The organism is Streptomyces adustus (genome assembly GCF_009377175.1).
GTDB lineage: Bacteria > Actinomycetota > Actinomycetes > Streptomycetales > Streptomycetaceae > Streptomyces > Streptomyces adustus.
The window spans coordinates 1-23477 of the sequence record NZ_VJZD01000151.1; the positions used below are offsets into that span (position 1 = coordinate 1).

The 23477-nt window shown below is 70.4% G+C and carries 19 protein-coding genes and 4 tRNA genes; 10 read left to right on the forward strand and 13 right to left on the reverse strand.

Features of this window, described 5'->3' with window-relative positions; genetic code table 11:
* Both FNH09_RS29740 and FNH09_RS29745 read left to right on the forward strand, forming a co-directional pair.
* Positions 1-1285: N,N-dimethylformamidase beta subunit family domain-containing protein (locus FNH09_RS29740; protein ID WP_238427180.1), on the forward strand; the 1285-nt coding region annotated here is incomplete at its 5' end.
* A gap of 68 nt (positions 1286-1353) precedes the next feature.
* Positions 1354-2250, forward strand: coding sequence for a phosphoribosylaminoimidazolesuccinocarboxamide synthase (locus tag FNH09_RS29745; protein ID WP_162469300.1), 897 nt, complete (start codon positions 1354-1356; stop codon positions 2248-2250).
* Between the two features lie 53 nt (positions 2251-2303).
* On the opposite strand, the gene FNH09_RS29750 is transcribed toward FNH09_RS29745, so the two are convergent.
* The 8 genes from FNH09_RS29750 to FNH09_RS29785 all read right to left on the reverse strand — a co-directional run bounded on the left by FNH09_RS29750 (position 2304) and on the right by FNH09_RS29785 (position 6844).
* Positions 2304-2379, reverse strand: a tRNA-Gly gene (locus tag FNH09_RS29750).
* Between the two features lie 23 nt (positions 2380-2402).
* Entirely contained in the window at positions 2403-3017 is a 615-nt protein-coding gene (locus FNH09_RS29755; RefSeq protein ID WP_152893011.1) for a response regulator transcription factor, read from the reverse strand.
* A complete protein-coding gene (locus FNH09_RS29760; protein ID WP_152893012.1) occupies positions 3014-4261 on the reverse strand; it encodes a sensor histidine kinase in 1248 nt (415 codons plus the stop codon). Before FNH09_RS29760 ends, FNH09_RS29755 begins: the two co-directional genes overlap by 4 nt.
* A 17-nt stretch (positions 4262-4278) precedes the next feature.
* A complete protein-coding gene (locus FNH09_RS29765; protein WP_152893013.1) occupies positions 4279-5076 on the reverse strand; it encodes an ABC transporter permease in 798 nt (265 codons plus the stop codon).
* Positions 5073-6023 (reverse strand): ABC transporter ATP-binding protein, encoded by a 951-nt coding sequence (locus FNH09_RS29770; RefSeq protein WP_152893014.1) that lies wholly within the window; start codon positions 6021-6023, stop codon positions 5073-5075. Before FNH09_RS29770 ends, FNH09_RS29765 begins: the two co-directional genes overlap by 4 nt.
* Before the next feature lie 146 nt (positions 6024-6169).
* Positions 6170-6245 (reverse strand) — tRNA-Gly (locus tag FNH09_RS29775).
* A gap of 85 nt (positions 6246-6330) precedes the next feature.
* A tRNA-Gly gene (locus tag FNH09_RS29780) sits at positions 6331-6402 on the reverse strand.
* A 124-nt stretch (positions 6403-6526) separates the two neighbouring features.
* Positions 6527-6844: an Lsr2 dimerization domain-containing protein gene (locus FNH09_RS29785; RefSeq protein WP_162469301.1), complete on the reverse strand. Its 318-nt coding sequence runs from the start codon at positions 6842-6844 to the stop codon at positions 6527-6529.
* Positions 6845-7183: 339 nt separating this feature from the next.
* On the opposite strand from FNH09_RS29785, the gene purS reads away from it, so the two are divergent.
* The 6 genes from purS to purM all read left to right on the forward strand — a co-directional run bounded on the left by purS (position 7184) and on the right by purM (position 14458).
* Positions 7184-7447 carry a phosphoribosylformylglycinamidine synthase subunit PurS gene (gene purS / locus FNH09_RS29790; RefSeq protein ID WP_015659417.1) on the forward strand — a complete coding sequence of 88 codons (264 nt, stop codon included), beginning with the start codon at positions 7184-7186 and terminating at the stop codon, positions 7445-7447.
* Positions 7444-8124 carry a phosphoribosylformylglycinamidine synthase subunit PurQ gene (gene purQ / locus FNH09_RS29795; protein ID WP_162469302.1) on the forward strand — a complete coding sequence of 227 codons (681 nt, stop codon included), beginning with the start codon at positions 7444-7446 and terminating at the stop codon, positions 8122-8124. Before purS ends, purQ begins: the two co-directional genes overlap by 4 nt.
* Complete coding sequence (gene purL, locus FNH09_RS29800) at positions 8121-10397, forward strand: phosphoribosylformylglycinamidine synthase subunit PurL (protein ID WP_152893015.1); 2277 nt, start codon at positions 8121-8123, stop codon at positions 10395-10397. The genes purQ and purL overlap by 4 nt, the downstream gene beginning before the upstream one ends.
* 348 nt (positions 10398-10745) lie before the next feature.
* On the forward strand, positions 10746-11543 hold the full coding sequence (locus FNH09_RS29810) for a maleylpyruvate isomerase family mycothiol-dependent enzyme (RefSeq protein ID WP_152893016.1): 798 nt from the start codon (positions 10746-10748) through the stop codon (positions 11541-11543).
* A 274-nt stretch (positions 11544-11817) separates the two neighbouring features.
* Positions 11818-13347: an amidophosphoribosyltransferase gene (purF, locus tag FNH09_RS29815; protein ID WP_162469303.1), complete on the forward strand. Its 1530-nt coding sequence runs from the start codon at positions 11818-11820 to the stop codon at positions 13345-13347.
* A gap of 43 nt (positions 13348-13390) precedes the next feature.
* Complete coding sequence (purM, locus tag FNH09_RS29820) at positions 13391-14458, forward strand: phosphoribosylformylglycinamidine cyclo-ligase (RefSeq protein ID WP_152893017.1); 1068 nt, start codon at positions 13391-13393, stop codon at positions 14456-14458.
* A gap of 112 nt (positions 14459-14570) precedes the next feature.
* Here purM and FNH09_RS29825 read toward each other — a convergent pair whose 3' ends face one another.
* Both FNH09_RS29825 and FNH09_RS29830 read right to left on the reverse strand, forming a co-directional pair.
* Positions 14571-14828: a DUF3073 domain-containing protein gene (locus FNH09_RS29825; RefSeq protein ID WP_152893018.1), complete on the reverse strand. Its 258-nt coding sequence runs from the start codon at positions 14826-14828 to the stop codon at positions 14571-14573.
* 309 nt (positions 14829-15137) lie between these two features.
* A complete protein-coding gene (locus tag FNH09_RS29830) occupies positions 15138-16235 on the reverse strand; it encodes a Glu/Leu/Phe/Val dehydrogenase dimerization domain-containing protein (protein WP_162469304.1) in 1098 nt (365 codons plus the stop codon).
* Positions 16236-16481: 246 nt separating this feature from the next.
* Here FNH09_RS29830 and FNH09_RS29835 point away from each other — a divergent pair, with 246 nt between their 5' ends.
* Positions 16482-17333 (forward strand): DUF8083 family protein, encoded by an 852-nt coding sequence (locus FNH09_RS29835; RefSeq protein ID WP_162469305.1) that lies wholly within the window; start codon positions 16482-16484, stop codon positions 17331-17333.
* A 541-nt stretch (positions 17334-17874) separates the two neighbouring features.
* Positions 17875-18081, forward strand: a complete 207-nt coding sequence (gene bldC / locus FNH09_RS29840) for a developmental transcriptional regulator BldC (protein WP_003949541.1) — start codon at positions 17875-17877, stop codon at positions 18079-18081.
* A gap of 512 nt (positions 18082-18593) precedes the next feature.
* Here the strand turns inward: bldC and FNH09_RS29845 are convergent.
* From FNH09_RS29845 to hrpA, 3 genes are all read right to left on the reverse strand, one after another.
* Positions 18594-18797 carry a DUF6274 family protein gene (locus FNH09_RS29845; RefSeq protein WP_152893019.1) on the reverse strand — a complete coding sequence of 68 codons (204 nt, stop codon included), beginning with the start codon at positions 18795-18797 and terminating at the stop codon, positions 18594-18596.
* A gap of 469 nt (positions 18798-19266) precedes the next feature.
* A tRNA-Asp gene (locus FNH09_RS29850) sits at positions 19267-19341 on the reverse strand.
* Between the two features lie 92 nt (positions 19342-19433).
* The gene (hrpA, locus tag FNH09_RS29855) at positions 19434-23402 is read right to left on the reverse strand and encodes an ATP-dependent RNA helicase HrpA (protein ID WP_152893020.1); all 3969 of its coding nucleotides are present in this window, start codon (positions 23400-23402) and stop codon (positions 19434-19436) included.
* Between the last annotated feature and the right edge of the window lie 75 nt (positions 23403-23477).

Consider the following 23477-nt stretch of genomic DNA (forward strand, 5'->3'; position numbering starts at 1 on the left):
CGATCCTGAGCCCGTAGTCCACAGCCTGTGCACGCTCGGCCGCGGCCGAGGCCACGCCGCGTTCCATCAGCGTGGCGTGCTCACGGCAGCCGCGCAGCAGCAGCCTGGCCACCCAGCCGAGGGTCGCTACCGCATCGGCCACTACGGCGGCGACGGCGCCGCCAAGATCACCACCAGCCCCCGGCTGTCCGGCATCGTCCAGCCGCCCCCGCTCACGGCCGACCGCACGGTCTCCTGCCACCACTGGTGGCTGTCCTGGCGACTCCAGATCCCGACCCACTGGAGCACGGGCGCGTACGTGGCCGTCCTCACCACCGCCGACGGCTACCGCTCCCACATCCCGTTCACGGTCCGCGACGACCACCCCAGGGACCTGCTCCTGGTCCTGCCCGACATCACCTGGCAGGCGTACAACCTCTATCCGGAGGACGGCCGCACCGGCGCCAGCCTCTACCACGCCTGGGACGAAAAGGGCCGGCTGCTCGGCGAGGCCGACGCCGCCACGACCGTCTCCTTCGACCGTCCGTACGCCGGCGCGGGCCTGCCGCTGCACGTCGGCCACGCCTACGATTTCATCCGCTGGGCCGAGCGCTACGGCTACGACCTCGCCTATGCCGACTCCCGCGACCTGCACGCCGGCCGGATCGACCCCACCCGCTACCGGGGCCTGGTCTTCCCCGGCCACGACGAGTACTGGTCCTCGGCCATGCGCCGCAACGTGGAGCTCGCCCGGGAACAGGGCACCTCCCTCGTCTTCCTCTCCGCCAACACCATGTACTGGCAGGTGGAGCTGGGCCCCTCCCCGTCCGCCGTCCCCGACCGCCTGTTGACCTGCCGCAAGCGCAAGGGCCCCGGCAAGGCCGTGCTGTGGCGCGAGATCGACCGGCCCGAACAGCAGCTCGTCGGCATCCAGTACGCGGGCCGGGTCCCCGAGCCCCACCCCCTGATCGTCCGCAACGCCGGCCACTGGCTGTGGGACGCCACCGGCGCGCGCGAGGGCGACGAACTCGACGGTCTGGTCGCGGGCGAGGCCGACCGCTACTTCCCGCGCACCCCGCTCCCCGACCACGACGAGCGCATCCTGCTCGCCCACTCCCCGTACACCGACCACGACGACGTCCTGCGCCATCAGGAGACGTCCCTGTACCGCGCGCCGTCCGGCGCGCTGGTCTTCGCCTCGGGGACATTCGCCTGGTCACCGGCCCTGGACCGGCCGGGCCATGTCGACACCCGGGTCCAGCGGGCCACCGCGAACCTTCTGGACCGCATCTGCAAGCACGGCTGACCCGCTGTCCTGGCCTGCCCTGGAATACGGGACAATCGAGCCATTGGACAGAACCACGGGGAGGAACCGTGTCCGGATTCGTAGAAAAGCCCGAGCCGATCGAGGTTCCGGGTCTGGTGCACCTGCACACCGGCAAGGTGCGCGATCTGTACCAGAACGAGGCGGGCGACCTCGTGATGGTCGCCAGCGACCGTATGTCCGCCTATGACTGGGTGCTGCCCACCGAGATCCCGGACAAGGGCCGCATCCTCACCCAGCTCTCCCTGTGGTGGTTCGACCAGCTCGCCGACCTGGCCCCCAACCACGTGCTGAGCACGGAGCTGCCCGCGGGCGCCCCCGCCGACTGGCGCGGCCGCACCCTGGTCTGCAAGTCCCTGCGGATGGTCCCGGTGGAGTGCGTGGCCCGCGGCTACCTCACCGGCTCGGGCCTCGCCGAGTACGAGGAGTCCCGCACGGTCTGCGGCCTCGCCCTGCCCGAGGGCCTGGTGGACGGCTCCGAGCTGCCCGCCCCGATCTTCACCCCGGCCACCAAGGCGGCCGTCGGCGAGCACGACGAGAACGTGTCGTACGAGGAGGCCGCCCGTCAGGTCGGCGCCGACACCGCCGCCCGGCTGCGCCAGGCGACCCTCGCGGTCTACGGGCGCGCCCGAGACATCGCCCGGGACCGCGGGATCATCCTGGCGGACACGAAGTTCGAGTTCGGCTTCGAGGACGAGACGCTGGTCCTCGCGGACGAGGTGCTCACCCCGGACTCCTCCCGCTTCTGGCCCGCCGACCAGTGGCAGCCGGGCCGCGCGCAGGCGTCGTACGACAAGCAGTTCGTGCGGGACTGGCTGACCTCCGCCGAGTCCGGCTGGGACCGCCGCGGCGAGCAGCCCCCGCCGCCGCTGCCGCAGCAGGTGGTGGACGCCACCCGAGCCAAGTACGTGGAGGCGTACGAGAGGCTGACGGGCGTCGGCTGGTGAGCGGCGCCCGATGAACGAAGAAGCCCCCCGGCCGGAGCCGGGGGGCTTCTTTCTGGAGCGGACGACGAGGCTCGAACTCGCGACCTCAACCTTGGCAAGGTTGCGCTCTACCAACTGAGCTACGTCCGCACTGCGCCGTGGCGCGAGGCCAACTATACCCAACCTCGCTCCCGGGCGAGACGCACCGCCGCGTGCCGATTTTCCGCCCCGAGTTTCGTCACGGCCGACGAGAGGTAGTTCCGCACCGTCCCCGGTGACAGCGCGGCCCGCTCGGCGATCTCCGAGACGGGCGCCCCGTCGGCGGCCAGTTCCAGGACCTCGGCCTCGCGCGCGGTGAGCGGCGAGTCCCCGGCGGAGATCGCGTCGGCGGCCAACTCCGGGTCCACGTAACGGTTTCCGGCATGCACGGTGCGGATGATCTCGCCGAGTCGCTGGGCGCTGACCGTCTTCGGGACGAACCCGCGCACGCCGGCCGAAAGGGCCCGTTTCAGATGGCCCGGCCGCCCGTGACCGGTGACGATCAGCACCTGGCAGCCCGGCAGTTCGGCCCGCAGGGATGTGGCGACCTTCACACCGTCGGCGCCGGGCATCTGAAGGTCCAGGACGGCCACATCGGGTTCGTGGGCCCGCGCCATGGCGAGCGCCTCGGGCCCGGTCGCCGCCTCGGCGACCACGACGAGGTCGTCCTCCAGGGAGAGCAGCGCGGCCAGTGCCCCGCGGATCAGATGCTCGTCGTCGGCGAGCAACAGCCGCACCGGGGGCTTCATGACGTCACTCCGCTCACGTCCGCCAGCGGTACTTCCGCCACCAGGCGGAACCCGTCCCCGCCCACGGCCCCCGCCGTCAGCGTGCCGTCCACCACGGCCAGCCGCTCGCGCAGCCCCGCGATCCCGGAACCCCCGCCTCCGTCGGCAGCGCCGGACGCCCTGCCGGGAGCGCCGGACGCCCCGTCGTTCTCCACCGTCAGCACCACACGTCCCTCCAGCATCCGCAGACTCACGGCACACCGCGCGGCCTCCCCGTGCCGCAGCACATTGGTGGTGGCCTCCCGCACCACCCAGCCGAGCGCGGACTGCACTTCACCCGGGAGCACGGCCGCCCGGTTCTCGCCGCTCATCTCGCAGTCGATTCCGGCGGCCTTCAACACCCCCTGCGCGCCCCTGAGTTCGATGCCGAGATCGGCCTCCCGGTATCCGCGCACGACGTCCCGCACCTCGCGCTGGGACTCCTGTGCGACGCGCTGCACCTCGGTCATCTGGTCCACGGCCTCCGGTCGCCCACGGCGGGCGAGCTGTACGGCCAGCTCGCTCTTGAGCGCGATCACGGCCAGGTTCCGGCCCAGGACGTCGTGCAGATCGCGCCCGAAGCGCAGCCGCTCCTCGGCGACGGCCAGCCGGGCGCGGGTCTCCCGGGCCGCGTCGAGTTCGTACACGGCGTCGAGCAGCCACACGGAGAACATGGAGGTGAAGGCGAGAAAAGCGCCGCCGACCAGGACCGCGATCGTGGCCGCCAGCGCGGCGGGCCCGGGGACGCCCAGCAGGAGGGACAGCGCGCCCGCCCCGGCCGCGAACCCCGCCACCAGGGCGGACACCCGACGCGGGGCGCGGACTCCGAGGGCGGCGGTGCCCGCGCCGAAGATCATCACACCTCCGAAGACCGTGCCCGTCGCCGTGGCGACGCCGTCGCCCTTCGGGCCGTACTCCTGGATCACCAGTGTGGCGACGACGAGCCCGTAGCTGGCCGCGCCGAGTGCCCACCGCAGCCGCACGGGCTGCTCGCGCCGGCCGCGGGTCCAGTCGAGCGCCCGCGAGGCGGTGACCGCGCACAGTGCCGCGTGCCCGGCCACCATGGCCAGCAGCCAGCCCGCGAGGCCCGGTCCCACCTGCCCGAACACCGGCAGTCCGAGCGCCGCGACCTCGATCACCGCGAAGAAGTGGAACGACCAGCGGGTGTACGTCTCGACCTTGGCCGGCGTGCTCTTGCCCCGCCACCAGCCGCGCGCAGCGCTCATCGCCTTGTGCCCCCCCGTCAGCGCCGGGGCTCCCACCGGAACCACCGCCGTACAGCAAACACCGCCACGACGGTCCAGGCCAGCGCGGTCGCCATGGCACCCAGCGCCTCGGACGTACTCAGGCCTCCGGTCCAGCCGCCGCCGACCAGCCGGATCGCGGGCGAGAGCGGGAGGAGTTCGCAGACGGCCGCGAACCGGTCGGGCAGGATCTGGGCCGGGACGGCGATGCCCGAGCCGATCATCGAGACGAGCACCAGGGGCAGCGCGGTGACCTGGGCGCTCTCCGTGGTCTTGGTGAAGGCCGAGGTGAGCGCGGCGAGCGCGGCGCACAGGACGAGGCCGGTCAGCAGCCCGAGGACGGTCAGGTACGGCGCCTGGGGCGCCCCCGCGTCGAGGAGCAGCACGCAGCCCGCGGACAGCACCAGCGACTGGACGAGACCGATGCACACGGCGGGCAGCGAGGTGCCGACGAGGATCTCCGGGTCGCCGAGCTCGCCGGTGCGCAGCCGCTTGAGGACCAGTTCCTCGCGGCGGGCGACGAACGCGCTCACCAGGGAGGTGTAGACGGCGAAGAGGAGGGAGAAGCCGATCGCGGCCGTCAGCGTCACCGTGCCGAGGTTCAGGCCCTCGGCCCGGAGGTCGATCCCGTCGACCGCGGGCCGCACGGTGAACGGCAGCGCGAGCGGTACGAGCAGCGCGGTCAGCACCGCGCTGCGGTTACGGCCGAGCAGGGTGAGTTCGGCACGGGCGAGGGCGCGCAGGCGCCGGACCGTGGGGGCGGACGCCGGTGCGGCCCGCGGGGTGAGGGCGCTCATGCCGCCGCTCCCGCCGTGGGCCGCTGTTCCCGCGCGATGCTCAGGAACGCCTCTTCCAGCGAGGCCGACCGCACGTCCAGGCCGCGCAGTTCGACCCCGGCCCGTCCGGCCCACACCAGCAGACCGGTGGCCGCGCGCTGGAGCTCCCGGGTGTGCAGGCGTACGGTCCTGCCCGCGACCTCATGGCCGCACACCCCGAGTTCGGCGAGCGGCGGCAGGTCGCCGGGGAAGTAGCCGGCGGGCAGTTCGAAGGAGATGCGGGACGGCCGGTCCGCGGTCACCTCGGCGGGGGTGCCGGATGCGGCGATGCGTCCCTCGTGCAGGATCGCGAGCCGGTCGGCGAGGCCTTCGGCCTCCTCCAGGTAGTGCGTGGTCAGCAGCACGGTGGTGCCGCTGTCGCGCAGGGCGCGCACCAACTCCCAGGTGTCCCTTCGCCCTTCGGCGTCGAGACCGGTCGTCGGCTCGTCCAGGAACAGCACCTCGGGCTCGCCGAGCAGGGCGAGCGCCAGGTCCAGGCGCCGGCGCTCGCCACCGGAGAGCTGTTTCACCCGCACGCCGGCCTTCCCGGCCAGCCCGACCAGGGCGAGTGCCTCCGCTTCGGGCCGGGCTCCGCCGGTGCACCCCGCCCACATCCGGGTGGTCTCGCCGACGGTCAGCTCCGAGGGGAATCCACCCTCCTGGAGCATCACGCCGGTGCGCGGCCGTACGGCGGCCCGCTCGCGAAAGGGGTCGTGGCCGAGAACCCGTACCCGGCCGCCGGACGGGGACGCGAGCCCCTCCAGCAGCTCGACGGTCGACGTCTTGCCCGCGCCGTTGGTGCCCAGCAGCGCGAAGATCTCGCCGCGGGCCACGGAGAAGGAGATGCCACGCACCGCCTCGAACCCGCCCCCGTAGACCCGCCGGAGGTCCGTGACCTCGATCACGTGCTCGTGCTCGTTGGTGTCCATGACCTCAGCGTCCCGGCGGGCGGGGCCGGACAGCAGTGCGCGGTGTCATCGCTCCGCATGACAAATGTCAGGCGGGGGACGGGGGCGAACGGGCAGAGGGGCGAGGGGAACGAAAAAACCCCGGTCGTGATGACCGGGGCTTTCCGTGGAGCGGACGACGAGGCTCGAACTCGCGACCTCAACCTTGGCAAGGTTGCGCTCTACCAACTGAGCTACGTCCGCATTGCATCCGACCGGCTTTCACCGATCGGCGCGAGCACCAGCCTACCTGATCCACCAGAGTGGTCCGACAAGGCCGTGCAAGCAGAGCGGGTGACAGGAATTGCACACTGCGCCTTCCCCCTGGAAGGGGGATGTTCTGCTACTGAACTACACCCGCATGTACTCCGTGAGGTGGGCTTTTCGGCCTGGCCCCTCGGCGTGCTCCAGACTCTAGCTGACCAGGAGGGGTGCAGCGCAAGTCGGTTCTTCCGAGGGGTGCTGACCGGCCGTCGGCCGCGACCTCACTGGGCCGCGGTGAACGCCTCGTAGACCTTCTTGGGGATGCGTCCGCGAGCGGGGACGTCCATCTTGTTCGCCTGGGCCCAGGCCCGCACGGCCGCCGGGTCGGGGGCGACCTCCGTCTGCCGGAAGGCCTTGCCGGACTTCGACCGCTTGCGGCCGGCGTCGACGTAGGGGGCGAGCGCCTCGCGCAGTTCCCTGGCGTTGACTTCATTCAGATCGATCTCGTACGACTTGCCGTCGAGTCCGAAGGCGATCGTTTCCGCCGCTTCCGAGCCGTCGATGTCGTCAAAGAGAGTGACCACGACCTTCTGCGCCACGAATATCGGTCCCTTCGTGCGGCATCTCCGCGATGACGTGCCATGACGTCTCCGAGATGCCGACTGTCCGCTTGTTATTGGACAAACTATCGGCTAATGCCAATTTATTTGTACCGTGCTCGGCATTGCAATGTGAAGCCCGACTAAATCTCTCCGCGTGTCCGGACGCAATAGCTGCCGGGTGCGGATCCCGGATCTTTCCCGGAAATTTTCGCGAGCGCACCCCTTCGATGCGGGATCGTGATGGCCGTCACGTACGTTCCTACAACTCTACCCGCGTAGAAATTTTGTGCGGGTAGTCTGAAGGAACCTGCTCAGCACCACACATCGGGAGTGCCAGTGGCACGCGTCGTAGTCGACGTCATGCTCAAGCCGGAGATCCTCGACCCCCAGGGCCAGGCGGTCCAGCGCGCGCTGCCGCGACTGGGATTCGAAGGCATCTCCGACGTCCGTCAGGGAAAGCGATTCGAACTGGAAGTTGACGGGCCGGTCGACGAGGCCGCCCTCGCCCGCATCCACGATCTCGCGGAATCCTTCCTCGCCAACACCGTGATCGAGGACTTCACCGTCAAGGTGGAGGAAGTCGCGGAGGCCGCGAAGTGACCGCTCGTATTGGCGTCGTCACTTTCCCCGGCAGCCTCGACGACCGGGACACCCAGCGCGCGATCCGCCTCGCGGGCGCCGAACCGGTGGCGCTCTGGCACAAGGACAAGAACCTCCACCAGGTCGACGCGGTCGTCCTTCCCGGCGGTTTCTCCTACGGCGACTATCTGCGCGCCGGTGCCATCTCGCGCTTCTCGCCGGTGATGGAGACCGTCATCGAGCAGGCGAAGGCCGGCCTTCCGGTCCTCGGCATCTGCAACGGCTTCCAGATCCTCACCGAGGCGCACCTGCTCCCGGGCGGGATGCTCGGCAACGACCACCTCCACTTCATCTGCCGCGACCAGAAGCTGCGGGTGGAGAACGCGGACACCGCCTGGACCGCCGACTACACGGCCGGCCAGGAGATCCACATCCCGCTGAAGAACATGGACGGCCGGTACGTCGCCGACGCGTACACGCTCGACCAGCTGGAGGCGGAGGGCCGGGTCGTCTTCCGGTACGTGGACTTCAACCCGAACGGCTCGCTGCGGGACATCGCCGGCATCACCAACGAGGCGGGCAACGTCGTCGGCCTCATGCCGCACCCGGAGCACGCCGTCGAGCCGCTCATCGGGTCCGGCCGCACCGACGGCCTGCCGTTCTTCACCTCGATCCTCAAGAAGCTGGTCAACGCATGAGCCGGACGCCTCTGGACACGGTCGAGCACGCGGCCGAGACCCCCGACGTCGAGCTGCCCTGGGCCGAACTCGGTCTGAAGAAGGACGAGTACGAGCGGGTCGTGGAGATCCTCGGCCGCCGCCCGACCGGCGCCGAGCTCGCCATGTACTCGGTCATGTGGTCCGAGCACTGCTCGTACAAGTCCTCCAAGGTGCACCTGCGCCAGTTCGGCGAGAAGGCCCCGCAGTCCGACGCGCTGCTCGTCGGCATCGGCGAGAACGCCGGTGTCGTCGACGTCGGCCAGGGCTACGCGGTCACCTTCAAGGTCGAGTCGCACAACCACCCGTCGTACGTGGAGCCCTACCAGGGCGCGGCCACCGGCGTCGGCGGCATCGTCCGCGACATCATCGCCATGGGCGCCCGCCCGGTCGCGGTCGTGGACCCGCTGCGCTTCGGCGCGGCCGACCACCCCGACACCAAGCGCGTGCTGCCCGGCGTCGTCGCCGGCATCGGCGGCTACGGCAACTGCCTGGGCCTGCCCAACATCGGCGGCGAGGTCGTCTTCGACGCCTGCTACCAGGGCAACCCGCTGGTCAACGCCGGCGCCATCGGCGTGATGCGGCACGAGGACATCCACCTCGCGAAGGCGTCCGGCGCGGGCAACAAGGTCATCCTGTACGGGGCCCGCACGGGCGGCGACGGCATCGGCGGCGCCTCCATCCTCGCCTCCGAGACCTTCGACGACGCCAAGCCGTCGAAGCGCCCGGCGGTCCAGGTCGGCGACCCCTTCCAGGAGAAGCTCCTCATCGAGTGCACCCTGGAGGCCTTCGCCGAGAAGCTGGTCGTAGGCATCCAGGACCTCGGCGCGGCCGGACTGTCCTGCGCCACCTCCGAGCTCGCCTCGAACGGCTCCGGCGGTATGCGCGTCACCCTCGACGACGTGCCGCTGCGCGACTCCACGCTCTCGCCCGAGGAGATCCTCATGAGCGAGTCGCAGGAACGCATGTGCGCGGTCGTGGAGCCGGAGAAGGTCGACCGGTTCCTGGAGATCTGCGACAAGTGGGACGTCATCGCCACCGTCATCGGCGAGGTCACCGACGGCGACCGTCTTGAGATCTTCTGGCACGGCGGCAAGATCGTCGACGTCGACCCGCGCACGGTCGCCCACGACGGCCCGGTCTACGAGCGCCCCTACGCCCGTCCGGACTGGCAGGACGCCCTCCAGGCCGACGACGCGAACAAGCTGGCGCGCCCGGGATCCGGTGAGGAGCTGAAGGACCAGGTCCTGAAGCTGGTCGCCTCCCCGAACCAGGCCTCCAAGTCCTGGATCACCTCCCAGTACGACCACTTCGTGCAGGGCAACACGGTGCTGGCCCAGCCCGAGGACTCCGGGATGATCCGCATCGACGAGGAGACCGGGCTCGGCGTCGCCATCGCGACCGACGGCAACGGCCGCTACGCCAAGCTCGACCCGTACGCGGGCGCGCAGCTGGCCCTCGCGGAGGCGTACCGCAACGTCGCCACCACCGGTGCCAAGCCCCTCGCGGTCTCCGACTGCCTGAACTTCGGCTCGCCCGAGGACCCGGCCGTCATGTGGCAGTTCGCGGAGGCCGTCCGCGGTCTCGCCGACGCCTGCCTCCAGCTCGGCACCCCGGTGACCGGCGGCAACGTCTCGCTCTACAACCAGACGGGCGAGGCGGCCATCCACCCGACCCCGGTCGTGGCCGTGCTGGGCGTCATCGACGACGTCGCCCGCCGCACCCCGGTCGCCTTCCAGGAGGAGGGCCAGTTGCTCTACCTCCTCGGCGACACCCGCGAGGAGTTCGGCGGTTCGGCCTGGTCGCAGGTGATCCACGACCACCTCGGCGGGCTGCCGCCGAAGGTCGACCTGGAGCGTGAGCGGCTGCTCGGCGAGATCCTGATCTCGGCCTCCCGCGACGGCATGATCGACTCCGCGCACGACCTGTCCGACGGCGGTCTGATCCAGGCCGTGGTCGAGTCGGCGCTGCTCGGCGGCAAGGGCGCGCGGCTGGTCGTACCGGACGGGCTCGACGCGTTCACCTTCCTCTTCTCGGAGTCGGCGGGCCGTGCGGTCGTCGCCGTCCCGCGCTCGGAGGAGGTCCGCTTCAACGACATGTGCGGGGCGCGCGGTCTGCCCGTGGCCCGCATCGGTGTCGTCGACGGCACTGCGTCCGATTCGAATGCGGTGGTCGAGCTCCAGGGCGAGTTCGCGCTGTCCCTGGAGGAGCTGCGCGAGGCCCACGAGGGCACGATCCCGGCGCTGCTCGCCTAGGGCGTGGCGCGCGGGTGATCCGCTCGCGCGACGCGGTCCGGCAGTACGACGCCGAAGGCCCCGCCCGTTCCCACGGGCGGGGCCTTCGACATGCCTCGGGGCGGACCGGACCCGGGCCGCGTCGCCGAATTCCCGTCTGCCCCACAACGCCTGACAGGCCTCAGGGCCTGTCTGACAATTCCCGTCTGCCCGGCGACGCCATGCACGCGCTCTCGCCGCACCGGCCCCAGACCCGAGTACATCCAGTACGCAGGCCTGGGGCCGGCACACCGAGAGCACGCACCTGACGCCGCCGGGCCGCCCTTCGGGCGACGACGCGAATTGTCAGACAGGCCCTAGGCTCACGCCATGTCCCCGGCAAAGAAGCGCACCCGGACCTACGACCCCGCGAAGATCCGCACGGCGGTCCTCGCCCAGTTCGGGAACGTACGGGCAGCCGTCCGTACGCTCACGCCCGAGCAGCTCGCGCTGCCCACCCGGCTCGGGGAGTGGACCGTACGGGACCTGGTCGCGCACACCGGGGCGGCCCTCACGGCCGTCGGCCGGTTCCTGGACGAGCCGGAGCCGGCGCGGCAGGACGCCACGGTGCTCGACTGGCCGTCCGGGACCTCGGCCCGTTCCGAGGCCATCGCCGAGCTGGCCGGGCGGCTCGCGGAGCGGAACCCGGACCTCGACGGCTTCCTGGCCGAGGTCGAACGCGACCTGGCGGAGCGGCTCGCCGAACACCCCGGCACCCGGCTGCTCGCCACGAACGCGGGCGCCATGCCGCTGGCCGACTACCTCGTCACCCGCACGGTCGAACTCGTCGTCCACACCGACGACCTGAACGCCGCCGTGCCGGGCCTGGACGTTGCCCAGGACCGCCAGGCCCTCGCCGCCTGCACCCGCCTGCTCGCCGACACGCTCGCGGTGAAGGCCCCCGGCGGCTCCACGGAGGTGCGGATCCCGCCGTACGCCGTGGTGCAGTGCGTCGAGGGCCCCCGGCACACCCGCGGCACCCCGCCCAACGTCGTCGAGACCGACCCGCTGACCTGGATCCGGCTGGCGACCGGGCGGCTGAACTGGAAGGACGCGCTCGACGCGGCCCGGGTCAGCGCGAGCGGGGAGCGGGCGGACCTCGGCGAGCTGCTGCCGCTCCTGGCATAGCGTTCCTCGACGCCCGGCCCGCCGTCCGGGGGTCGGTCCGTCGTACCGAGCCGGGTTCTCGCCGCGCGAAGGGTGTGCGAAGGCTCACTCATGTCCACGGAACGAGTCCTTCCGGGTCGCCCCGCGACGCCGTCCGACCGTTCGTCCGATCCGGGTGGCAACGCGCTGACCAGCGAGAACGACAAGATCCCCGCGTAGGTGGCCGTCAAGTGATCAGTTACCACCGAGTATCGCCAATTCGGACCAGTGGTCGATCTCGCCTACACTCGGTGGCGTGCCACGTGGTGACGGTCGACTCAGTCATGATCTGCTCCCCGGTGAGAAAGGCCCCCAGGACGCTTGCGGCGTCTTCGGTGTCTGGGCTCCCGGCGAAGAGGTCGCCAAGCTCACTTACTTCGGGCTCTACGCCCTCCAGCATCGGGGTCAGGAATCCGCGGGAATCGCGGTCAGCAACGGCTCCCAGATCCTCGTCTTCAAGGACATGGGCCTTGTCTCCCAGGTCTTCGACGAGACCTCGCTCGGTTCGCTCCAGGGTCATATCGCGGTCGGACACGCCCGCTACTCGACCACCGGCGCCTCCGTGTGGGAGAACGCCCAGCCGACGTTCCGTGCCACGGCGCACGGCTCCATCGCGCTCGGTCACAACGGCAACCTGGTGAACACGGCGCGGCTCGCCGAGATGGTCGCCGAGCTGCCGAAGGACACCAACGGCCGCTCCACCCGGGTGGCCGCCACCAACGACACCGACCTCCTCACCGCCCTGCTGGCGGCGCAGGTCGACGCCGACGGCAAGCCGCTGACCATCGAAGAGGGCGCGCACGCGATCCTTCCGCAGGTCAAGGGCGCCTTCAGCCTCGTCTTCATGGACGAGCACACCCTCTACGCAGCTCGTGACCCGCAGGGCATCCGCCCGCTGGTCCTCGGTCGCCTGGAGCGCGGCTGGGTCGTCGCCTCCGAGTCCGCCGCCCTCGACATCTGCGGCGCGAGCTTCGTCCGCGAGATCGAGCCTGGCGAGTTCGTGGCGATCGACGAGAACGGCCTGCGCACCTCTCGATTCGCAGAAGCGAAGCCCAAGGGCTGCGTCTTCGAGTATGTGTACCTGGCCCGCCCCGACACCGACATCGCCGGCCGCAACGTGTACCTCTCCCGGGTGGAGATGGGCCGCCGCCTGGCGAAGGAGGCCCCGGCCGAGGCGGATCTCGTCATAGCGACCCCGGAGTCCGGCACCCCGGCCGCGATCGGTTACGCGGAGGCCTCCGGCATCCCCTTCGGCGCCGGACTGGTCAAGAACGCCTACGTCGGCCGGACCTTCATCCAGCCCTCGCAGACCATCCGCCAGCTCGGCATCCGCCTGAAGCTGAACCCGCTCAAGGAAGTCATCAAGGGCAAGCGCCTGGTCGTGGTCGACGACTCGATCGTGCGCGGCAACACCCAGCGGGCCCTGGTCCGCATGCTCCGCGAGGCGGGCGCGGCCGAGGTCCACATCCGGATCTCCTCGCCGCCGGTGAAGTGGCCCTGCTTCTTCGGCATCGACTTCGCCACCCGGGCCGAGCTCATCGCCAACGGCATGACGATCGACGAGATCGGCACCTCGCTCGGCGCCGACTCCCTGGCCTACATCTCCATCGACGGCATGATCGAGGCGACCGCCATCGACAAGCCGAACCTCTGCCGTGCCTGCTTCGACGGCGAGTACCCGATGGAACTCCCGGACCCCGAACTGCTCGGCAAGCAGCTCCTGGAGACCGAGCTGGCCGCCGGGCCCGCCGCCACGGCCGCGACCGACGCGATCCGTCGCCCGTAGCGACCCGCCATACCTGCCGTACGACACGAAAGTTCTCACCGTCATGTCTGAGACAACTGGTGCCAGCTACGCAGCCGCGGGCGTCGACATCGAAGCGGGCGACCGCGCCGTCGAGCTGATGAAGGAGTGGGTGAAGAAGACCCAGCGCCCCGAGGTCCTCGGCGGCCTCGGCGGTTTCGCCGGACTCTTCGACGCCTCCGCCCTCAAGCGTTATGAGCGCCCCCTGCTCGCCTCCGCCACGGACGGCGTCGGCACGAAGGTCGACATCGCCCGGCAGCTGGGCGTGTACGACACCATCGGCCACGACCTGGTCGCGATGGTCATGGACGACATCGTGGTGTGCGGTGCCGAGCCGCTGTTCATGACCGACTACATCTGCGTCGGCAAGGTCCACCCCGAGCGGGTCGCCGCGATCGTCAAGGGCATCGCCGAGGGCTGTGTGCTGGCGGGATGCGCTCTGGTGGGCGGTGAGACGGCCGAACACCCCGGTCTGCTGGGTGCGGACGACTTCGACGTCGCCGGCGCCGGTACGGGCGTCGTGGAGGCCGACCGACTGCTGGGCGCGGACCGTATCCGCGAGGGTGACGCGGTGATCGCCATGGCGGCGTCCGGGCTTCACTCCAACGGGTACTCCCTGGTCCGGCACGTCCTGCTGAACCAGGCCGGTCTGTCGCTGGACGCGCGGATCGAGGAGCTCGGCCGCACGCTGGGTGAGGAGCTCCTGGAGCCCACCAAGATCTACTCGCTGGACTGCCTGGCCCTGACCCGCACCGCCGACGTGCACGCCTTCTCGCACATCACCGGCGGCGGGCTGGCGGCCAACCTGGCCCGGGTGATCCCGGACGGCCTGCACGCCGTCGTGGACCGCTCCACCTGGACCCCGGCGCCGATCTTCGACCTCGTCGGCCGGACCGGCGACGTGGCGCGGCTGGAGCTGGAGAAGACCCTGAACATGGGTGTCGGCATGATCGCGATCCTGCCCGAGGAGTCGGCCGACGTGGCGCTGGCGACGCTGGCGGACCGCGGGGTCGAGGCCTGGGTCGCCGGCGAGATCACCGCCCGCGGCGAGCACACGACGGGCGCCGAGCTCGTCGGGGACTACGCGGTCTGAGACCGACCGATCCCGTGGACGACAGCACGAAACCCGGTCCGGCGCTGATGCCCCGGACCGGGTGAAGTGCAGTTGCTACGAGAGCCGCGGAAACTGCCGAGTCGCTACTGCGTCAAGCGCCGCGACGATGTTGCGACGAAGGACCGGACTCGTCGTCCTCGTCCTCGTCGTCATCGTTATACAGATCCGCGTACTGCGCGTACGGGTCGTCTTCTTCGTCGTCGTCCTCGAACGGCTCGCCGTTCGGCGGCTGGCTCGAAGTCGATGCGCCCAGCTCGCTGGCCAGACGCGACAGGTCAGTCCCACCGCTGTTGTACTTCAGCTGGCGGGCGACCTTCGTCTGCTTGGCCTTGGCCCGGCCGCGCCCCATGGCTCGACCCCCTCGGTGACGGGGCTCGACGGCCCCAGAGTCTGACACGCGTTCATGATCCGGAACGGACTCTCCGTAGAGAGGCCGGTCCGTAGGGCTTCCACGGTACCTGAGCCCGCGCCCATACGGTACGTCGCCCGCAGGACGCGCGTGTGCGCAGGGCCTTCGAGGCGCCCTGTCCTCGCTGGTCAGTGGCGATTTTAACCACTTATCCGGGCACGACCCGCCGGTGGACGTGAGAGTTCTCTCGAAGTTCCCGCCGGCGGGTACCGCCCGAAGCCGCGAGCACACCTGGCGTGTGCTCGGGGATCAGTGCGCCGCGCGGCCCTCGGCCATGCGCTGCTCGGCGATCCGGTCGGCCGCGGCGGCCGGCGGAATCCCGTCCTCCTTCGCACGTGCGAAGATGGCCAGCGTGGTGTCGAAGATCTTCGCGGCCTTCGCCTTGCACCGCTCGAAGTCGAAGCCGTGCAGCTCGTCGGCCACCTGGATGACCCCGCCCGCGTTCACCACGTAGTCCGGGGCGTAGAGGATCCCGCGGTCGGCGAGGTCCTTCTCCACACCCGGGTGGGCGAGCTGGTTGTTGGCCGCGCCGCAGACCACCTTGGCGGTCAGCACCGGCACGCTGTCGTCGTTCAGCGCGCCGCCGAGCGCGCAGGGTGCGTAGATGTCGAGGCCCTCGGTCCGGATCAGCGCGTCGGTGCCGGAGACCGCGGTGACGCCCTCCGGGTGCCGGTCGAGGATCCGCTGCACGGCGTCCTCGCGCACGTCCGTGATCACGACCTGGGCGCCCTCCGCCCGCAGGTGCTCCACCAGGTGGTGGCCGACCTTGCCGACGCCCGCGATGCCGACCTTGCGGCCGCGCAGCGAGGGGTCGCCCCACAGGTGCTGGGCGCTGGCCCGCATGCCCTGGTAGACGCCGAAGGAGGTCAGCACCGAGGAGTCGCCGGCGCCGCCGTTCTCGGGCGAACGCCCGGTGGTCCAGCGGCACTCGCGGGCGACGACGTCCATGTCGGCGACATAGGTGCCGACGTCGCAGGCGGTGACGTACCGGCCGCCCAGCGAAGCGACGAAACGGCCGTAGGCGAGGAGCAGTTCCTCGGTCTTGATCAGGTCGGGATCACCGATGATCACGGCCTTGCCGCCGCCGTGGTCGAGACCGGCCATGGCGTTCTTGTACGACATCCCGCGCGCGAGGTTCAGGGCGTCGGCGACGGCCTCCGCCTCGGAGGCGTACGGGTAGAAGCGCGTACCGCCGAGGGCCGGGCCCAGAGCGGTGGAGTGGATGGCGATGACGGCCTTGAGGCCGCTGGCGCGGTCCTGGCAGAGCACGACTTGCTCATGACCCCCCTGGTCCGAGTGGAACAGGGTGTGCAGTACATCAGCGTGCGCGCCGGTTACGTCGGTCACTGTGGTGACTCCTGGGTAAGTAGCGGCTTGGAGACCAGCTCCCTGGGTTCCCCCCGAGCTTTTGGCAGTGGGGGAGGGGGTGGGCGCTGTGGCATGAGCGTAGAGCCTGCCCCGGCCCGCCGACCTCCCGGTGCTCGGGATCACCTCCTCCCGGAGTACGGCCGTGCGACGATTTGCATGGTTATCCCATGTGTCCGGGTGCGGTGCGGCCGTTTTCCGGGGCGATCCGCGGGGGAGGGAGCAGGCGTGCCCAAGGTGTCCTCGGTGATCGTCCCGTACGCGACCTATCTGCGCGTCTACGAACCGCTGGCCGCCTTCCCGGAACCGGAGCGCAGTCACTGGGCACGCTACGCCCGGCGCGAGAGGCGCCCCTCCTACCAGGACGAACTGCGTCGCTCGCTGGCCGACCTGCTGCCCACCCCGCCGATCCCGGTGCCGGTGCACGAGAGCGGCGACGCGTTCGTGCTGGACGTGGAGGGGGTGCTGTGCGTCTGCCCGTGGCGCACCCGGCTGCGCGGCTGGCAGGCACTGGAGGGACTGTCCGGGGAACTGCCGCGGACGGTCCTGGACGCCGTGCTCCCCCCGCTCGTACGCGGCCAGGCCGCCCAGGACTACGAGCGCTGGCTGGCCCGCAACCCCGACGCCCGCCCCTGGATCCGCACGGCGACCTGGCAGGTGCCGCTGAACTGGTTCGTGCTCGTGTCCGACGCGGAGCGGGAGTACACGAAGGGGGCCGGCGACGCCGAGGGCGAGCCGCCCGTGCTGCGCTACCGCACACCGATGGTGCAGGCGCGGCGCCGGGTCGCGCGGGCGCTGCGCACGCTGCGGGACACCATCGACGAAGGGCCGCTCGTCGACGGCCTGGTGGACGTGGGCCGCTGGCTGGAGGAGTTCCATCCGCGTTCGCTGGTGGAACTGGACTACGGCGGTCTGGTGCACACCCTGCCGGCCGGTGCGCTGGAGGACGACCGTTCCGCCGCGGACGTGGCCGAGGGGATCGACGCCCTGCGCCGCGGTGACGGCTCCGCGGCGGGCGAGGCGTACGCCCGGCTGGTGGAGCGCTGGCGCTCGGTGCGGGACCGGCGTTCGGCGAACTGACGGTTCGACAGCACCCGATGGGTGACGTAGATCACGATCGAAAAATGCTGCGAACGACGTACGGTCTACCGAACTTCGGGAATGTGACGGGACGTAGGTCCCGATCCGGGCTTTCGTGTCAAGCGTGACAGACCGCACTTACCAGTCTCTTGCGCCCCTTGCCCCTCCTCGTGCCAAAATAGGACAAGGAGCCCGGGGAAGGCTCCGTCTGTCCAACTATGCTCCACCGTGGGCGGAATCTCAGCATCACGCAGTTTGGGATGTCTGGTGACTCCTGATCGCCCTGTGACTGATCGTCACAGTGGCGTGACTGTCCGCTATGGCATGGTCCATCGGCTTCCGTCGCTGATGGACACCTGGGAGGGCAATTCCATCGGTTTGGCCGACGCGGCTGGACAGATGGTGTAGTTGTAGTGCCGAGGACAAGCCGTTCGTCCTATAACCGACTCGACTCGCGTCTGCCATTTCGGGCAACGCGGGTCAAGGTGCAGAATTTAGAGGAAAGAACCGAGAAGGTTCGGTTCTCCCGAGGAGGCCGCTCATGACCGCTCGCACCCCTGATGCCGAGCCGCTGCTGACCCCGGCTGAGGTCGCCACCATGTTCCGTGTCGACCCCAAGACGGTCACGCGGTGGGCGAAGGCCGGCAAGCTGACATCCATCCGCACGCTCGGCGGTCACCGCCGTTACCGCGAGGCTGAGGTCCGCGCTCTGCTCGCGGGTATCCCGCAGCAGCGCAGCGAGGCCTGATCAGCCTGAACAACTGAATACCGGGCACGGCGACAGGTCCCCAACCCGTCGAGCGGCCCGAACCCACAGCTCCAAGCGACGCGGGTCCTGCCCCAACAGGCCCCCCGCCCAAGCGTTCAGGCAACAGAACAGGGTGCGTCGTGGATCGCGCTGGACTCCGCCGGGTCCAGCGCGATCTTTTTTTGTGCCCGAACGACGACCCCGGGGGCGCCGCGGAGCCGCCTCGGCAGCGTTTCGGGGTGGGCTTTGTGATGCCCCTGTGGTGGATCTGTGGTGCCCTCCTGACGACCCGTCCGGCTCTCGGCGGCCGGCCTGTGAGCGGCCTTGTCGGAGTCTGGGGAGGGCTGTCGGATCTGCTGTGCGTGACCGTCGGGACCAGTGCAATGGCACATATTAAATTGACTGGTTGTAGGACTCGGGTAAATACCGTGCTTTCAAAAAATCATGCAGTGACACCCGTCACATGCCAGCGGCCTTGTTGCCTCTGACTCGCGTGCGCTAGGTGAAACGTGTCACGGCGCCGGTCGCGTCGTCGCGGAACGCTCGTCCGCGGCGGCCTCCTCGGAGCCCTCCGCGTCCGGGGGAGCGGTGTCCATCGCCAGCCGCAGCAGTCGGTGGCAGACAGGACAGTGCCGGGTCAGATGCCGGTAGGGCGACGCGGCCGCCAGATGCGCACGGAGCAATGCCCGCGTCTCGTGCCTGACCGACGCCGCCATGCGCCACCTCCGGGTTCCACTCGGGAAGGTGCCCTGCTCTCTGGGTACTGGTCGCGGGTGGCGGCGTCAAGACGGCACGGGCGGGAGCGGGACACCTGGGCCGCGCCGCCACCCGAGCGCCCGGACCCCCGCCCCGGGGGCCCGGACTGCCGTTCCCGGCCCGGGTGGTGGCCGCGGGAGGCCCGCTGCGGCGCGCGGGGCGACGGGTCGGCGCACGTCACGGCCGCGGGTCGGCGCAGGTCACGGCGACGGGGCGGAGCGCGTCACGGCGGGCCGGCCGGCGCGGGCCCTGACGGGAGCGGGCTCCGGCGCGCGGGTTTCGTCGGAGCGGACTCCGGCGCAGTGGGCTCTGACGGGCGGGCTCCGGCGGGCGGTTGACGTGGGGCCCGGCCCTGCCGGGGCGGTTCCGCCCGGGAACACGACTGAGGCCCGCTTCCCTCGGAAGGGAACGGGCCTCGGTCGATCAATGCGGTCCTGACGGGATTTGAACCCGCGGCCTCCACCTTGACAGGGTGGCGAGCACTCCAAACTGCTCCACAGGACCAGGTTTCGCTGCGCTTTTCTTCGTTGCGCTGCGAGACAGACTGTACAGGAGGGTGAGCCCCCTGGTCGAACTCACCCAGCGTGCGGCTCCTGTCACGGGGCGGCCGCGTCGATCGCCTTCACGATCCGCTTGTCCGAGACGGGGTACGCCGTGCCCAGCGCGTGGGCGAAATAGCTGACCCGGAGCTCCTCGATCATCCAGCGGATGTCCAGGACGGCGGCGGGCACCGGGCGGCCCTGGGGCAGCTGCTCCAGCAGCCAGGCGTACTCGTCCTGCATCTCGTGGACCTTCTCCATACGGGTGGTGTCCCGCTGGACGTTGGTCGGCATCTGTTGCAGGCGCCGGTCGACGGCCACCAGATAGCGCATCAGGTCGGGCAGCCGCCGCAACCCGGTCTCCGTGACGAAGCCGGGCCGCACGAGGGCGTCCACCTGCTTGCGCACGTCCTGGAGGTTCGCCAGCAGCACGGTGCTGCGTACGCCCTTCAGACGGCGCTCACAGGCCTGCCAGGCGGCCAGCACCTGCTGCACCTGGCCGACCGTACGGACCGTGGTGTCGACGATCTCGGCGCGCACCTTGTCGTACAGCTTGTGGTGCGACTCCTGGTCCCAGGCCGGGCCCCCGAAGTCGGCGATCAGCTTGTCCGCCGCCGCCATCGCGCAGTCGTCGAACAGGGCCTGGATCGAGCCGTGCGGGTTCGCCGACAGGGCGAGCTTCTGGGCGTTCGTCAGCTTCTCGGAGGCGAACTTGGCCGGGTTCACCGGGATGTTGCGCAGGATCAGCCGCCGGGCGCCCTTCCACATGGCCTCGGCCTGCTCCGCCTCGGTGTCGAAGAGGCGTACGGAGACCGTGTCGCCGTCGTCGACCAGCGCCGGGTACGCCTTGACCGGCTGGCCGGCCCGGCGGGTCTCGAAGACCCGGGTGAGCGCGCCGATGCTCCAGTCCGTCAGACCCTTGCGCTCCAGGGACTCGCCGCCCTGGCGCTCGGCGCTGGCCGCCGCGGCCTGCGAGAGGGCCTGGCGGGCCTTGGGCCTGAGCCGGAGCTTCAGGGCTTCCAGGTCCTTGTCCTCGGCGAGCTTGCGGCGCCGCTCGTCGACGATCCGGAACGTGACCTTGAGGTGGTCCGGGAGCCTGCCCCAGTCGAAGTCGTCGGCCTCGAAGGGCACCCCGACCATCCGCTTGAGCTCACGCGCCATGGTGGTGGTCAGCGGCTCCTGCAAGGGCACGGCCCGCTCCAGGAAGGCCTTCGCGTAGTTCGGCGCGGGCACGTAGTGGCGGCGGATCGGCTTCGGCAGGGAGCGGATCAGCTCGGTGACCACTTCCTCGCGCAGGCCCGGGATCTGCCAGTCGAAGCCCTCGTCCGTGATCTGGTTGAGGACCTGGAGCGGGACGTGCACGGTCACACCGTCCGCGTCCGCGCCCGGCTCGAACTGGTACGTCACCCGGAACTTCAGCGGCCCCTGCCGCCAGGAGTCCGGGTAGTCGGCCTTGGTGACCGCCTCCGCCGACTCCCGGATGAGCATCTCCCGCTCGAAGTCCAGGAAGTCGGGCTGCTCATGGCGCTTGTGCTTCCACCAGGAGTCGAAGTGGGCGCCCGACACGACGTGTTCGGGGACCCGCTGGTCGTAGAAGTCGAAGAGGGTGTCGTCGTCGACCACGATGTCCCGGCGCCGGGCGCGGTGCTCCAGCTCCTCGACCTCGCTGAGGAGCTTCCGGTTGTCGGCGAAGAACTTGTGGTGGGTGCGCCAGTCGCCCTCGACCAGCGCGTTGCGAATGAAAAGTTCGCGGGAGGTCTCCGGGTCGATCCGCCCGTAGTTGACCTTCCGCTGGGCGATGATCGGCACGCCGTACAGCGTGACCTTCTCGTACGCCATCACGGCCGCCTGGTCCTTCTCCCAGTGCGGCTCGCTGTAGGTGCGCTTGAGCAGATGCCCGGCGAGCGGCTCGATCCACTCCGGCTCGATCTTCGCGTTGACGCGGGCCCACAGGCGGCTGGTCTCCACCAGCTCCGCCGACATCACGAAACGCGGGGGCTTCTTGAAGAGGGCCGAGCCGGGGAAGATCGCGAACTTGGCGTTGCGGGCGCCGAGGTACTCGTTCCTGCCCCCGCCCCGGCCGCTCTCGCCGCCGGTCTCCTTCACGTCCTTCATCCCGATGTGGGAGAGCAGACCGGCCAGCAGCGAGACGTGCACGCTCTGCTCGGCGGCGTCGTCCTCGTTGGGGTGGATCCCCAGCTGCCGGGCGACCGTGCGCAGCTGGGTGTAGATGTCCTGCCACTCCCGGATGCGCAGGAAGTTCAGGTACTCCTGCTTGCACATCCGGCGGAAGGCGGAGGAACCCCGCTCCTTCTGCTGCTCGCGGATGTAGCGCCAGAGGTTGAGATACGCGAGGAAGTCGCTCGTCTCGTCCTTGAAGCGGGCGTGCTGCTGGTCGGCCTGGGTCTGCTTGTCGGCCGGGCGCTCGCGCGGGTCCTGGATGGAGAGCGCGGCCGCTATGACCATGACCTCGCGGACGCAGCCGTTCTTGTCGGCCTCCAGGACCATCCGGGCCAGCCGCGGGTCGACGGGCAGCTGGGCGAGCTTGCGGCCGGTTTCGGTGAGCCGCTTGCGTACGTCCTTCTGCGCCGGGTCGAGCGCGCCGAGCTCCTGGAGGAGCTGGACGCCGTCGCGGATGTTGCGGTGGTCCGGCGGGTCGATGAAGGGGAACTTCTCGATGTCGCCGAGGCCGGCCGCGGTCATCTGGAGGATGACGGAGGCGAGGTTGGTGCGCAGGATCTCCGCGTCCGTGAACTCCGGCCGGGCCAGGAAGTCGTCCTCGGAGTACAGCCGGATGCAGACACCGTCGGACGTACGGCCGCAGCGGCCCTTGCGCTGGTTGGCGCTGGCCTGGGAGACCGCCTCGATGGGCAGTCGCTGGACCTTGGTGCGGTGGCTGTAGCGGGAGATGCGGGCGAAGCCGGGGTCGATGACGTACTTGATGCCCGGCACGGTCAGCGAGGTCTCGGCGACGTTGGTCGCCAGAACGATCCTGCGGCCGGTGTGCGGCTGGAAGACGCGATGCTGCTCGGCGTGCGAGAGCCGGGCGTACAGCGGCAGCACCTCGGTGAACCGGTAGTTCTTCTTGACCAGCGCGTCCGCGGTGTCGCGGATCTCGCGCTCGCCGGAGAGGAAGACCAGGATGTCGCCCTTGCCCTCGGCCTGGAGCTCCTCGACGGCGTCGCAGATCGCGGTGATCTGGTCGCGGTCGGCGTCCTCGGAGTCCTCCTCCAGGAGCGGGCGGTAGCGCACCTCGACCGGATAGGTGCGCCCGCTGACCTCGACGATCGGGGCGTCGCCGAAGTGCCGGGAGAAGCGCTCCGGGTCGATCGTCGCGGAGGTGATGACGACCTTGAGGTCGGGCCGCTTGGGCAGCAGCTGGGCGAGGTAGCCGAGCAGGAAGTCGATGTTGAGGGACCGCTCGTGGGCCTCGTCGATGATGATCGTGTCGTAGGCGCGCAGCTCGCGGTCGGTCTGGATCTCGGCGAGCAGGATGCCGTCCGTCATCAGCTTCACGAAGGTGGCGTCCGGGTTCACCTGGTCGGTGAACCGCACCTTCCAGCCGACGGTCTCCCCGAGCGGGGTGTCCAGCTCCTCGGCGACCCGCTCGGCGACGGTACGGGCGGCGATCCGGCGGGGCTGGGTGTGCCCGATCATGCCGCGCAGGCCACGCCCCAGCTCCATACAGATCTTGGGGATCTGTGTGGTCTTCCCGGACCCGGTCTCACCGGCGACGATGACGACCTGGTGATCGCGGATGGCCGCCGCGATCTCGTCCTTCTTCTGGCTGACCGGCAGCTGCTCGGGATAGGTGACGGCCGGCACGCGGGCACGCCGCGCGGCGATCCGCTCCTCGGCCCTGGCGACCTCCGCCTCTATCTCGGCGAGGACGGCGGCGCGGGCCTCCGGGTTACGGATCTTGCGCGCGCCCTCCAGCCTGCGCCCGAGCCGGTGCGCGTCGCGCAGGGTCAGCTCGGTCAGGCGGGGGGCGAGGGCGCCGAGGGCGGGGGCAGGGTGCGTAGACATACGCGATCCAGGATCTCATCCCGGCCAAATCCGTGGCGAACCCTTTTGCGCCCGGCGTGGGGCCGGGTCAGGGGG